The 12,747-nt window shown below is 39.3% G+C and carries 13 protein-coding genes; 1 reads left to right on the forward strand and 12 read right to left on the reverse strand.

The features are described from left to right. Positions 1–27 precede the first annotated feature (27 nt). Complete coding sequence (locus MHB69_RS19305; protein ID WP_227001755.1) at positions 28–1,068, reverse strand: hypothetical protein; 1,041 nt, start codon at positions 1,066–1,068, stop codon at positions 28–30. 75 nt (positions 1,069–1,143) lie between these two features. On the opposite strand from MHB69_RS19305, the gene yyaC reads away from it, so the two are divergent. Beyond that, complete coding sequence (gene yyaC, locus MHB69_RS19310; RefSeq protein ID WP_034283638.1) at positions 1,144–1,770, forward strand: spore protease YyaC; 627 nt, start codon at positions 1,144–1,146, stop codon at positions 1,768–1,770. 25 nt (positions 1,771–1,795) lie between these two features. On the opposite strand, the gene MHB69_RS19315 is transcribed toward yyaC, so the two are convergent. The 11 genes from MHB69_RS19315 to rpmH all read right to left on the reverse strand — a co-directional run bounded on the left by MHB69_RS19315 (position 1,796) and on the right by rpmH (position 12,127). Continuing rightward, a complete protein-coding gene (locus tag MHB69_RS19315; RefSeq protein WP_046312548.1) occupies positions 1,796–2,650 on the reverse strand; it encodes a ParB/RepB/Spo0J family partition protein in 855 nt (284 codons plus the stop codon). Beyond that, positions 2,643–3,404 (reverse strand): sporulation initiation inhibitor protein Soj, encoded by a 762-nt coding sequence (gene soj, locus MHB69_RS19320; RefSeq protein WP_008360890.1) that lies wholly within the window; start codon positions 3,402–3,404, stop codon positions 2,643–2,645. Before soj ends, MHB69_RS19315 begins: the two co-directional genes overlap by 8 nt. Positions 3,405–3,640: 236 nt before the next feature. Further along, the gene (locus MHB69_RS19325; protein WP_034283641.1) at positions 3,641–4,465 is read right to left on the reverse strand and encodes an orthopoxovirus pf05708 family protein; all 825 of its coding nucleotides are present in this window, start codon (positions 4,463–4,465) and stop codon (positions 3,641–3,643) included. 129 nt (positions 4,466–4,594) lie between these two features. Beyond that, positions 4,595–5,470 carry a nucleoid occlusion protein gene (gene noc, locus MHB69_RS19330; protein ID WP_024424067.1) on the reverse strand — a complete coding sequence of 292 codons (876 nt, stop codon included), beginning with the start codon at positions 5,468–5,470 and terminating at the stop codon, positions 4,595–4,597. Between the two features lie 105 nt (positions 5,471–5,575). Next, the gene (gene rsmG / locus MHB69_RS19335) at positions 5,576–6,295 is read right to left on the reverse strand and encodes a 16S rRNA (guanine(527)-N(7))-methyltransferase RsmG (protein WP_024424068.1); all 720 of its coding nucleotides are present in this window, start codon (positions 6,293–6,295) and stop codon (positions 5,576–5,578) included. 13 nt (positions 6,296–6,308) lie between these two features. Next, positions 6,309–8,195, reverse strand: coding sequence for a tRNA uridine-5-carboxymethylaminomethyl(34) synthesis enzyme MnmG (mnmG, locus tag MHB69_RS19340; protein ID WP_046312540.1), 1,887 nt, complete (start codon positions 8,193–8,195; stop codon positions 6,309–6,311). A 17-nt stretch (positions 8,196–8,212) separates the two neighbouring features. Next, on the reverse strand, positions 8,213–9,592 hold the full coding sequence (gene mnmE / locus MHB69_RS19345; protein ID WP_024424070.1) for a tRNA uridine-5-carboxymethylaminomethyl(34) synthesis GTPase MnmE: 1,380 nt from the start codon (positions 9,590–9,592) through the stop codon (positions 8,213–8,215). Between the two features lie 401 nt (positions 9,593–9,993). Next, positions 9,994–10,617 (reverse strand): RNA-binding cell elongation regulator Jag/EloR, encoded by a 624-nt coding sequence (jag, locus tag MHB69_RS19350; protein ID WP_034283644.1) that lies wholly within the window; start codon positions 10,615–10,617, stop codon positions 9,994–9,996. Continuing rightward, on the reverse strand, positions 10,614–11,396 hold the full coding sequence (gene spoIIIJ, locus MHB69_RS19355) for a YidC family membrane integrase SpoIIIJ (protein ID WP_087976621.1): 783 nt from the start codon (positions 11,394–11,396) through the stop codon (positions 10,614–10,616). Before spoIIIJ ends, jag begins: the two co-directional genes overlap by 4 nt. A 158-nt stretch (positions 11,397–11,554) precedes the next feature. Next, complete coding sequence (rnpA, locus tag MHB69_RS19360; RefSeq protein WP_024427652.1) at positions 11,555–11,914, reverse strand: ribonuclease P protein component; 360 nt, start codon at positions 11,912–11,914, stop codon at positions 11,555–11,557. A gap of 78 nt (positions 11,915–11,992) precedes the next feature. Then, positions 11,993–12,127: a 50S ribosomal protein L34 gene (gene rpmH, locus MHB69_RS19365; RefSeq protein WP_073208224.1), complete on the reverse strand. Its 135-nt coding sequence runs from the start codon at positions 12,125–12,127 to the stop codon at positions 11,993–11,995. Positions 12,128–12,747: the final 620 nt, after the last annotated feature.

Genomic DNA, 12,747 nt, shown 5'->3' on the forward strand with positions numbered 1-12,747 from the left:
AAAAAGAGAGGTGATTATTTTATTTTATCAATATAATTTTTTAGGACGAGAAAATATCTTTTTACTTAAAATCGGATACAGCATTAAACAGACGAGCAAATAAAGATTCAACAAACTATAAATTGGATACAAGAACGCAATCAAATCAGCAAATCCAAGAGATGTCAAAGGGGCCATCAAAAGAAGCATCACCAATACAACCAGCCAGCGGGGCATTCGTACAAAAGAAAGCATTCGGCTGGATAATCCAAATAAACCTGCTGCCGTCGTCGTATAAATCGCTAGACAAAGGACAATGGTCATAAACACAAACAAAGACGTCGGCGCCCCTTCTAATACTGTAAACAAAGGAATTCCCTCTGCTGAAAGGCTTCCAGAAATATCAACCAGTATTTCGTTATACACATACGAGATCACACCAAAGATGAGACCGCTTAATATACTCGCCACTTTGGCTTCCCCCAGCCCCTTCATTTCTTTCCCAACCGAAGACAGCACTGCCACAACAGATAATATATTCAAAGAAGCAAAGACAATGCTGGCAGGCCAATTGTACTGCTGCCCAAAATCAATCCTCCACATATGATCATGGTTCATATAATAAAAAACAAACGCATAGATGAGCCCCGCCACCAAAATTGGTATAATGAAAGCATTCACAGATAAGAGCCCTTTCACATCCCAGAAAAAAATCATAAATGAAAACAAACAGAACGCGCCGATGCCAACCCAAAAAGGCACATGATACATCTCAAGCGTCACCCCGCCGCCAGCAATCATGACCGTCGTTGTCGTGAATAAATAAAGGACAATTAACACGTCATACACCTTAGCCAGCCATGGACCGACAAGCCGTTCCAGCACTGGCACAAAGTGATCGGCACGCACCTCATAACTGATTTTTAACACCACATAGGTAGACAGCATAAACATCAATGTAAACAGTAGAATGGCTAGTCCGCTATCAATGCCAAAAAACTGCCAAATTTCCTGGCCGGAAGCATATCCCGCACCTATTAAGCTTCCTAAAATTAAAAGCGTCCACCTTGAACCAGCCTTCCACACAATCATCACCTCATAGGTATAGAATTAAGCTTGTTTCCGTATACTGTTACTAACTACTATGACAAGGAAGTGAGACCTATGAATAGCAAGAACGGTCTTTTTTTTAGAAATAGGGTAAAAGAATACGTGTCCCATACGGATACAAACGCCATTCAACAGCTTAAAAGTATTTTATTCTCGCATCTTCAGAAAGCAGGAAAAAGACCCGTTGCCATCGTTTGTATTGGTACAGACCGCTCAACTGGCGACTCTCTAGGTCCACTTGTTGGTTCAAAGCTTTCAGGTCTGGATTTGAAAAAGCTTCATGTATATGGAACACTCTCTGACCCAGTGCATGCGGTCAATTTAAAAGAAAAACTCGCTGAAATTGAACAAGCTCATAAACACCCGTTTATTGTAGCGGTTGATGCCTGTTTAGGAAGAGTGAAAAGTGTCGGTTCTTTCCAAATTGGAGATGGACCGTTAAAGCCTGGAGCTGGTGTGCAAAAAGAGCTTCCAGAGGTAGGAGATATTCATATTAATGGGATCGTCAATGTGAGTGGTTTCATGGAATACTTCGTCCTCCAAAACACACGTCTTCATCTTGTCATGTCTATGGCCAATACACTTTCTGAAAGTCTATCTCACATTGACCAAATGGATTGGACGAGAGAAAAAAGCCGGTCTCTCTTCACCCCTATTCAAAATATCACTGGAAGAATATAAAAAAGACCATCTCATATCAAGATGGTCACTCTGATGATTCCCTCGTAGAAAGCAATTCAAGGATTCTGTCTAAATCTTCATTTGAGAGGAATTCAATCTCAATTTTACCTTTTTTCTTCTGTTTCTTGATCGTCACTGAAGTACCAAAGTAGTTTTGTAAGAAAGACTCTCTTTCTTTCAACACTCGATCCTTTGGTGCTTCTTTTTTCTTTGTTTCACGTGGAACATTTTCGTTTAACTGCTGAACAAGTTTCTCAACCTGTCGTACGTTTAACCCCTCATCCACGATTTTCTTTACCAAAGGCGCCAGCTTCTTTTTGTTCTTTAAGCTAAGCAATGTCCGGCCATGTCCCATTGATAACGTTCCATTTGCAATCAGCTTTTGGATCTCATCCGGTAAAGTCAACAGACGGAGATGGTTCGCAATATGCGGTCTGCTTTTCCCTAATCGCTTCGCTAATTCCTCTTGCGTCACACTTAGATGATCCAGCAAGGAAGCATACGCTTCCGCTTCCTCTAGTGGAGAGAGATCCTCACGCTGCAGGTTTTCTAAAAGGGCAATTTCTCTCATCAGCGTTTCTGAAAACTCTCGAACGATTGCAGGAATTGTTGTCAGACCAGCTTGTTGTGCTGCGCGAAAACGACGTTCTCCTGCTACTATGTCATATCCTTTAATCGATTTACGAACAATGATCGGCTGTAAAACACCGTGCTGCTGAATGGATTCTTTCAGATCAGACAATGCATCATCATCAAACGTTTTCCTTGGCTGATAAGGATTCGGACGCAAATCCTTTAATTTAATTTCTTCAACCGTTTCTTCATTTGAGTCTACGTTGTTAAATAGTGCATTAATACCCTTTCCAAGACCTTTAGCCATTCGCATCCACTTCCTTTGCTAAGTCTAAATAGACATCTGCACCTCTTGAACGTGGATCATACAAGATAATCGGCTTTCCATGACTTGGCGCTTCACTCAGCCTCACATTTCTCGGAATGACGGTTTGATAGACTTTATCTCTAAAGTACTTCTTCACTTCTTCGATAACCTGAATCCCAAGATTTGTTCGGGCATCAAGCATTGTCAGCAAGACACCTTCAATGGCAAGATCGGTATTTAGATGTTTCTGCACGAGACGAACTGTGTTTAACAATTGGCTCAATCCTTCAAGCGCATAATATTCGCACTGAACTGGTATTAAAACGGAATCGGATGCAGTTAACGCATTAATCGTCAGCAGTCCAAGTGATGGCGGGCAGTCAATAATCATATAATCATAATTCTGCTTAACAGATTCAAGTGCTCTCTTCAGCCTCACTTCACGTGAGATTGTAGGCACAAGCTCTATTTCAGCCCCTGCAAGCTGTATCGTCGCAGGAATGACATCAAGATTTTCGACCTCTGTCGTCTTAATCACATCAAGAACATCTGCATCATCAACTAAAATATCGTACACACACTTCTCTACGTCGGCCTTCTCAATCCCAATACCACTCGTGGCATTGCCCTGCGGATCAATATCAACTAACAACACTCGTTTGCCTATGTATGCTAAACACGCACCCAAATTAACAGAAGTTGTCGTCTTCCCGACGCCGCCCTTCTGGTTGGTAATCGCTATGATTTTCCCCACGATGTCACCCACTTTCAACTTAACAAGTTTCTCAATCATTCATACTTCCTATTCTATCAAAAAAAGTATGAAACGTTTGCTTTTTTTGTTTCCCTATTATAAATTCGTCGGTGAATGTGCCTTTTCGTACATAAAAGAACGAATGATAACACATCTAAAAAGTATATTGATATATCTTTTTTAAGAAATAGACATGCATCAAAACCCTCACTTCTATCAAAAGTGAGGGTCACATATTAAAAGTATAATTCACCTATTTTACGGCCTTCACTGACAATGACCTTAGGAGTTACTGTTTTATAGCTTTTCTTTTTTAAAAATCCATAGGGTGTCTTAATGGTAAAAGTCGCATGTCCCAAAGCGTCCCCTGTTTTGCCATAGGCCTGCCACACGATCTTTGAACAATAAGTCGGGTCCAATGATTGAATTGACATGGTGATGGAGTAGCGAGCCTTCGGATGATCTTTCACATAATCGTGTGCCCATTCCCCTGCTAAATCTGCCTTCTCCTCTTGATTAATCCGAATTACCTTTGTATTGGCACTATAGCGAAACCAGTTATGAATGGAATCAAGTTGAGGATGCTTTCGAAACCCTGGAATAGAAGCATAGCTTTTCTCATTAATGACGATACCTGCATGTCCAACCAAACCCTTCACAGCATCAGTGGTTGTCACCAAGATATCTCCTTTTTTAGGGATAATATCGGTACCAGGATACGGCTTTCCTAAAAGTTGCTTGAGGGTGTGCGGCTTTTCATCCGTCACCAGCTCATCATGCTTATTTTGTCGTAAACCATAGTTCTTCAAATCATCGTCAGCTGTAATCAAGTCGATCGAATCGTCGGAAGACGCATACTCTTGATTAAATTGCTGTACAGTCACATCTTTAGAAACAACACCTTGCTTCTTCAAAACGTTCAATTCTTCGTTGGTCATCAGGCCTTCATCCGCATGAGCCGTTGGCGATTTCACAGCGTATATTGTCGCTTCATTTGGAAAAACAGAAAAAGAAATTAGTAAATAGCAAATAATGGCGAAAATAGTCTTCTTCATTTTCATCAGTAGTTGTCACCTCCTTTATACTATGAAAATCATATTTTACCAATTTATAAATATTATGTAAATATGGTGTGTGCAGGAAATAAGACAAACAAAAAAAGCTGACGAGTGGCGCTCATCAGCTTTTTTCTATTTAGGAATTCGAATCGTTAATTGGATATATTCCTCAAACTCTTCTTCCTCGGTATTTATTTTAAGTCCGCTGTCTTCTACCATGTGGAGAGACTGACGAATGGTATTCATCGCAATTCGTGTATCACGACTAAACGCCTTACGTTTTGGCTTCGGTTTGCGATCCGTTTTTTGTTCAAGCATCTTCACTACACGCTCTTCAGTCTGTTTCACATTCAACTGCTTTTCGATGATTTCCTGCAATAGCGCGATTTGTAATTCTGGAAGCTTTAGGGGCACAAGTGAACGTGCATGCCTTTCAGAGATTTTTTTCTCTAAAATGGCTTGTTGTACCTCTTCAGGCAACTTTAAAAGTCTTAATTTGTTAGCAACAGTTGATTGTCCCTTGCCTAAACGCTGAGCAAGCGCCTCTTGTGTTAAATCATGAAGCTCTAAAAGACGTGCATAAGCATGAGCCTCTTCAATAGAAGACAGCTCTTCTCTTTGCAAATTTTCAATCAATGCCACAGATGCCGTTTCCGTATCAGTAAAATCTTTTATAATAGCGGGGATTTTCTCCCATTGAAGAGTCTGTACCGCTCTCCAACGTCTTTCGCCGGCGATCAGTTCATATTTTCCTTCTTCTTCTGTTGGTCTAACAACAATCGGTTGGATAATGCCATGGGTATGAATCGTCGTGGCCAGCTCTTGTATCTTTTCTTCTGAAAAAATGGTGCGTGGCTGAAAACGGTTTGGCATAATTGTGTCGACCGGGAGCTCCTGTATCTCTTCCTTTAATGTATCATGCTCAGCAATCTCTGCTTCTATTTCGGTTTCACGCTCAGGATGTTCTTTGTCTCCAAGCCCGAAGAAGCGTGAGAGTGAATGCTTCATGAACCTACACCACCTTTAAAAACTACCTTTTTATAATTCTATTTTCTCATGTTTTTTCCTTCTGTAAAATCATAAATATTGAAGAAAAACCGACCTTTTACATGATCAACCTTCTATTGGTGATTTATTAGGTGTTCCTGGTTTTCTAGGATATTTTTTTGGTGTTTGCTTTTTCTTTTCAATGACAATGATGTTCCGTTCGCTTTCTTCTAAAGGAAGAACAAAGGAATGCTTTTCAACAACCTCTCCTCCGAGGACTGTGACAGCTTTTTTCCCTGCTTGCATTTCTTCATCAGCGGCAGATGCTTTTAAGGCAACAAACAATCCTTCCTTTTTCACTAGAGGCAGACATAGTTCGCTCAAGACGGATAAACGTGCAACTGCTCTAGCAGTGACAAGATCATAGCTTTCACGCTTTTCCTTACGTTGTCCAAACGTTTCCGCACGATCATGATAAAAAGTAGTATCTTGTAAGTTTAATCCTTTTGCTAACTCATTGAGAAACGTAATTCGTTTCTGAAGAGAATCAACAATGGTCACATGTAGATGAGGGAAACAAATCTTAAGAGGAATGCTTGGAAAACCAGCACCAGCTCCAATATCACAAATCGTCGTCACTTTGTGAAAATCAATAAAAAATGCTGCTGATATTGAATCATAAAAATGCTTTAAATACACTTCTTCCTTTTCAGTAATGGACGTTAAATTCATTTTCTCGTTCCATTCTACAAGCATGCGGAAGTAGGTTTCAAATTGTTCAAGCTGCACTGGAGAAAGAGTGATCCCTTTCTCCTCTAGTGCTGCTGTAAATTGTTCAATGTTCATGCCGACATCCTTTCTATTCTGCTATCTTCGCAATACGCCCCTGCTCTAAATATACTAAAAGGATAGAAATATCAGCAGGGTTAACGCCTGAAATACGAGAAGCCTGTGCAACAGAAAGCGGTCGGACTTCTTTCAGCTTTTGTTTCGCTTCAGTTGCAATCCCTTTGATGGCATCATAATCAATACGATCAGGAATCTTTTTGTTCTCCATCTTTTTCAGTTTTTCAACTTGCTGGAGTGACTTTTCAATATAACCTTCGTATTTAATTTGAATCTCTACCTGCTCACACACATCAGAAGGAAGCTGTGTTTCCGCAGGAGCTAATTTCACAACAGTTTCATAATTCATTTCTGGACGTTTCATCAAATCACTTGCACGAATGCCGTCCTTCAACTCACTTCCACCGAGTGAACGAATAAATTCTTGAGTCTCTGCTGTAGGTTTAATGATCACAGAATATAAACGTTTTTTCTCTGCTTCAATGGCTTCTTTTTTCTGCTGGAATGCTTGGAATCTTTCTTCAGAAATTAATCCAATTTGATAGCCAAGTTCAGTTAATCTTAAATCAGCATTGTCATGACGGAGAAGGAGACGATACTCAGCACGTGATGTCAAGAGACGGTATGGTTCATTTGTTCCTTTTGTGACAAGGTCATCGATGAGGACACCGATATATGCATCAGATCGGCTTAAAATGACTTCTTCTTTACCTAATGCTTTTCTTCCTGCATTAATACCTGCCATAATCCCTTGACCTGCTGCTTCCTCATAACCAGACGTACCATTAATTTGGCCGGCTGTATATAATCCAGAAATTTTCTTCGTCTCAAGTGTAGGCCACAACTGAGTAGGCACAATCGCATCATACTCGATGGCATAACCCGCTCTCATCATTTGAACATTCTCGAGTCCTGGGATAGTTGAAAGCATGCGCTGCTGTACATCCTCCGGAAGACTTGTAGACAATCCTTGAACATAAACTTCCTGCGTATTACGACCTTCTGGCTCTAAGAAAATTTGATGTCTCGGTTTATCATTGAAACGAACCACTTTATCTTCAATGGACGGGCAGTATCTAGGACCAGTTCCTTTAATCATACCTGAATACATTGGAGAACGGTGTAGATTTTCATCAATAATTTGATGAGTCTCTAAACTCGTGTACGTTAACCAGCATGGCAGCTGGTCAGTAATATATTCAACCGTTTCATAGGAGAACGCCCGCGGGACATCATCACCTGGTTGAATTTCTGTTTTACTATAATCAATCGAGTGGCTATTCACTCGAGGAGGTGTTCCTGTTTTAAAGCGAACCAAATCGAATCCTAGTTCTGCTAAATGATCAGATAATTTAATAGAAGGCTGCTGGTTATTTGGACCGCTTGAATACGAAAGGTCTCCTAAAATGATGCGGCCTTTTAAGAAAGTCCCTGTCGTTAAAACAACAGACTTCGCACGATAGTTCGCCCCTGTTTGAGTAACAACACCCTTACATTCATCATCTTCTACAATTAAATGATCTACCATACCTTGCAGCATTGTCAGGTTTGGTTCATTTTCCATTGTTTTTTTCATTTCATGCTGATATTGGAACTTATCTGCTTGCGCTCTTAACGCACGGACAGCAGGTCCTTTCCCCGTATTCAGCATGCGCATTTGAATATGCGTCTTATCTATATTTCGTGCCATTTCTCCGCCTAGAGCATCAATTTCTCTGACGACAATCCCTTTTGCGGGGCCGCCTACAGACGGATTACATGGCATAAAAGCAACCATATCGAGGTTGATAGTCAATACAAGTGTTTTGGCGCCCTGTCTTGCAGAAGCAAGAGCAGCCTCAACTCCAGCATGACCGGCACCCACGACGATTACGTCATAATTGCCAGCTTCATAACCCATTTCTTATGTTCCTCCCTTTACTTTCCTAAACAGAATTGAGAGAATAACTGATCAATCAAGCTTTCATGAACAGCATCTCCAATAATTTCACCCAGCTGTTCCCAGCAGCGTGTTAAATCTATTTGAACTATGTCGATCGGTACGTCCATTTCAATTCCTTCAAGAGCATCCTCAATGGATTGTTTTGCTGCCTGAAGAAGAGCAATATGCCTTGTATTACTTACATACGTTAAATCTCCACTTTCAATTGAACCCGTGAAGAATAGTGATTGAATCGCGATTTCAAGTTCATCAATCCCTTTTTCTTGTAATAATGATGTAGTAACCACCGGACGATCCTTCGCTAACTGCTTGACCTTTTCAATATCAAGCTTAGGCTCAAGATCTGTCTTATTCACGATTACGATGATATCCATGCCTGAGACGGCCTCAAAAAGTTTGATATCCTCTTCTGACAATTCCTCGCTATAATTGAGCACAAGTAAAATCAGGTCAGCTTCTTTTAAGACCTGTCTAGATCGTTCAACCCCTATACGCTCAACAATGTCCTCCGTCTCACGTATACCCGCAGTATCGACTAATCGAAGCGGTACACCTCTAACATTTACATATTCCTCAATGACATCTCTCGTTGTTCCAGGAATATCCGTTACAATCGCTTTTGTTTCCTGTACAAGACTATTCAACAAGGAAGACTTCCCAACATTCGGTCTTCCAATAATGACAGTGGATAAGCCCTCGCGAAGTATTTTCCCCTGCTGAGAAGTTGTTAGCAGTGACTCAATTTCCTTTTTCACTGATGTTGCCTTTTCAACTAAAACCCGATGCGTCATTTCTTCAACATCGTCATACTCAGGATAGTCAATATTGACTTCAACATGGGCCAGTGTTTCCAATATCTCGCCGCGAAGTCGTTTAATCAAACCTGAGAGGCGTCCCTCCATTTGAGTAATCGCTACATTCATCGCACGATCTGTCTTTGCGCGAATTAAATCCATTACCGCTTCAGCCTGCGAAAGATCAATTCTTCCATTTAAGAAAGCTCGTTTTGTAAACTCACCTGGCTCCGCTAATCTTGCTCCTTCTCTTAAAGCAAGCTGCAGTACTTTATTGACCGTTACAATCCCGCCATGGCAGTTAATCTCAATAACGTCTTCTCTCGTAAATGTTTTTGGCGCTCTTAATACTGACACCATGACCTCTTCTATGACTTGCTCAGTGCTAGAGTCCACAATATGACCATAATGAATCGTATGTGAATCCACCGATACAAGTTTTTTCTCCTTAGGACCTTTATACATCCGATCAGCAATCTGTACCGCATCAGGCCCGCTTAAACGAATAATCGCAATTGCTCCTTCACCCATCGGTGTAGAAATTGCTGCAATTGTATCCATCACTCATTCACCTCTTTCTCTACTTAAAAAACAGTCTGTTATCTATTAAATGGACAATGTCCATCTCTATATCAAAAACGCTTAATCCAAAATTTAAAGATACCATAAATGAAAGCGAAGTGAAAGTATCCCATATCTAATTATCCACAGCTTTGCATCTTATCTATTTTAACACTTAACTTATCCACATGTGAATAACGACGTTTGAAACTTGTCTTCACATCTTACACCTAAATCCAATAAATTTAAACGCCCTGATCCCTATACTTACTTGTTAAATTGGCGTTTTACACCCATATCACACACTCATTTTTTAGAAATAAAGGATGAATCCTCTATAAAAAGCAATTTTTCAATAAAAAAAGACTAAAATCCAGCTTTGCTGAATCTTAGTCTTTCTGCTATTTTTTATACAGCACCACAACATGACGTTTGCTGCCTGTATCTTCAGATGCCGTGGCAAGTTCTTTAGAAAATGCAGCAATCGCATCATGAACAATTTTTCGTTCATTCGAAGGCATTGGTTCTAAATGAACCTTTCTCTTCGTTTTTAAAACCCGATTTGCCGTTTTGACTGCATATTGTTCAAGTGCTTCTTGTCGTTTCTTCCTATAATCGCCAATATCAATTGTTATATGATGATACTGATCAGAATAACGATTAAACACTAGCTGTACCAACGTTTCTAAAGAGTACAATGTCTGGCCTCTTTTTCCAATCATTAATGACGTTTTATCTCCATCAATGTGGTAAGAAATGTTTTTCGGTTCCTGTTTGGAAATAATCTTTGCTTTAGGATCAATAGACTTAACAATTTTATCCAAATACTGTGTAGCTAATTTAAATGCATTTATCTTTTCTACTAACTTGACCACAGCCTGTCTTTTACCAAATAATCCTAAAAACCCTTTATTTCCTTCATCTACTATTGTGATTTCTACTTCTTCTTGTAGTAGCTGAATTTGTTTAAGTCCGGAATCTACTGCTTCTTCGATTGTGCGACCGACAGCAGTTATTTCCTTCATTTTTTATTCCCGCCAGCTTTTTCTTTTGTATCAACTTTTACTTGAGGTGTTTTAATCACCAATGTTTGAATGATCATGAAAATGTTACCTACAACCCAGTATAATGAAAGTGCTGCTGGGAAACTAATTGCAAACACAACGATCATAATCGGCATCACCCATAGCATGATAGCCATTTGAGGGTTGTCCGAAGGATTTCCAGCCATCATCAGCTTTTGCTGAATGAAAGTAGCTACACCCGCAATAATCGGTAATAGGAACAATGGATCTGGGCTGCCTAAGTCAAACCATAAGAATGTATGCTTTTTAATTTCTGCTGTTCTCATAATTGCATGATAGAAACCAATAAGGATTGGCATTTGAATTAAAATTGGGAAACAGCCTGCTAATGGATTGACGCCATTTTTTTGAAAAAGGGCCATTGTTTCCTGCTGAAGCTGCTGCTGTGTTTTTTGATCTTTAGAGCTATATTTTTCACGAAGCTTTTTCAATTCAGGCTGTAATGCTTGCATCGCTTTTGTACTTCTTAACTGTTTAATCATTAATGGTAAAATAAGCAAGCGAATTAACAGTGTTACAATAATAATCGCTACACCATAGTTTTCACCAGTTAAGTTTGCCATGTACGTGATTAATTGAGATAGCGGGTAAACAATATAAGAATTCCAGAATCCCTTACTATCTGATGTAATTGGTTCATTGATCTGTGTACATCCTGCCAATAAAACCAATACGCCAATCAAGCTAAATATTAGTAATAATCGCCTTTTCAACAAGATTCCTCCCATTACTTCAAACTTTATTTAAGTTGGAATTGATTAAGAAAGTGACTCACCTAATCAGTATGGTAACATTTTTTCTTTGCAAAGTGGTGGTTTCATTTTAATTCACTAGATGAAGGAAGCGCTTTTAAAAATTGATTCAACGAAAGTTTCTATTACGAAGACTTTTTCGGTTGTTGTTGATAAACAGCGGATTTTCTAAATAAATGTTGGAGAGACTTCTTTGTTTCTTCAAAGGTCAATTCACTCGCTGGTTTTCGTGCAATGACAATGTAGTCTTTTTCTTGCTTTAACTTATGGCCTTCCTCTAAAAACACCTGACGGATCAGACGTTTAATTCGGTTTCTAATCACTGCATTACCAATCTTCTTACTGACAGACAATCCTAGACGCAGTTCAACTTGATTTGGCTGATCCAGCTGGTAAATAACGAATTGGCGATTTGCCATTGATTGACCTTTTTTGAACACCTTTTGAAACTCTTCATTTTTTTTTAGCCTGTTTCGCTTCTTCATGTTTTCTTCCACTCCGATAAAAACTGACAGTTCATTTACGATTTTATGTAAAAAAGACCACTGACATTATTCAGTGGCCTAAGCTGATAATTTTTTTCTACCTTTGCTGCGGCGTCGCTTTAAAACTAGACGTCCGTTTTTAGTACTCATACGGCTGCGGAAGCCATGAACTTTACTACGCTTACGGTTATTTGGTTGAAACGTTCTTTTCATTTATGACACCTCCCTGAGGAATAGCTGTTTAAGACAGTCTAACTCATTATATTTGTGTAACCCATCGATTGTCAATATCAATGATAAAACTCTTATTATCAACCTTATAAGCATAACATAAATTATCAAACGAAGAAACCTTCTTTTTTAGTTTCCAACATTTTATTCTCTTTTTCCTCCTAAAAGACCTTTAAAACAAGAATGTGGATATTTTTCCGGCATATTTAGACTATCCACACCCATTATCGACATTTTTTTCACACAAATAACCGATGTGGATAATTATTTTTCAACAGGATGTAAAGTGTGTGGATAAGTTTGTGACACCCATTGCACCATCTTGTTTATTTTGATATTATATTTGTGTTTTAACTCTTAATTACTTATCTGGCCCTTTTATATTATCCACAATTTGTGGATAACCTGTGGAAAGTTATTACACAGCCTGTTGAATTGTTTATCCACAGCTTGTGTAATTTGTCGAAAAGACGTTTTTCTACTATATTAATTGTTTTCAACAATGTATGTGCACGAATGGTGATGACCATTTGCTCTTTTTCGTGTTCTATAACAGTTTGATACTGGTCATTTTAAAAAGAAAAGGAGGGGGGAGAAGCCTT

Origin of the sequence: Bacillus sp. FSL K6-0994, assembly GCF_038630815.1 — a bacterium.
GTDB lineage: Bacteria > Bacillota > Bacilli > Bacillales > Bacillaceae > Bacillus > Bacillus safensis.

Coding starts and splice junctions, on each gene's coding strand:
- yyaC (WP_034283638.1), top strand. CDS start 1,144: ATGAATAGCAAGAACGGTCTTTTTTTTAGAAATAGGGTAAAAGAATAC.
- MHB69_RS19315 (WP_046312548.1), bottom strand. CDS start 2,650: ATGGCTAAAGGTCTTGGAAAGGGTATTAATGCACTATTTAACAACGTA.
- MHB69_RS19325 (WP_034283641.1), bottom strand. CDS start 4,465: ATGAAAATGAAGAAGACTATTTTCGCCATTATTTGCTATTTACTAATT.
- noc (WP_024424067.1), bottom strand. CDS start 5,470: ATGAAGCATTCACTCTCACGCTTCTTCGGGCTTGGAGACAAAGAACAT.
- rsmG (WP_024424068.1), bottom strand. CDS start 6,295: ATGAACATTGAACAATTTACAGCAGCACTAGAGGAGAAAGGGATCACT.
- mnmG (WP_046312540.1), bottom strand. CDS start 8,195: ATGGGTTATGAAGCTGGCAATTATGACGTAATCGTCGTGGGTGCCGGT.
- mnmE (WP_024424070.1), bottom strand. CDS start 9,592: ATGGATACAATTGCAGCAATTTCTACACCGATGGGTGAAGGAGCAATT.
- jag (WP_034283644.1), bottom strand. CDS start 10,617: ATGAAGGAAATAACTGCTGTCGGTCGCACAATCGAAGAAGCAGTAGAT.
- rnpA (WP_024427652.1), bottom strand. CDS start 11,914: ATGAAGAAGCGAAACAGGCTAAAAAAAAATGAAGAGTTTCAAAAGGTG.
- rpmH (WP_073208224.1), bottom strand. CDS start 12,127: ATGAAAAGAACGTTTCAACCAAATAACCGTAAGCGTAGTAAAGTTCAT.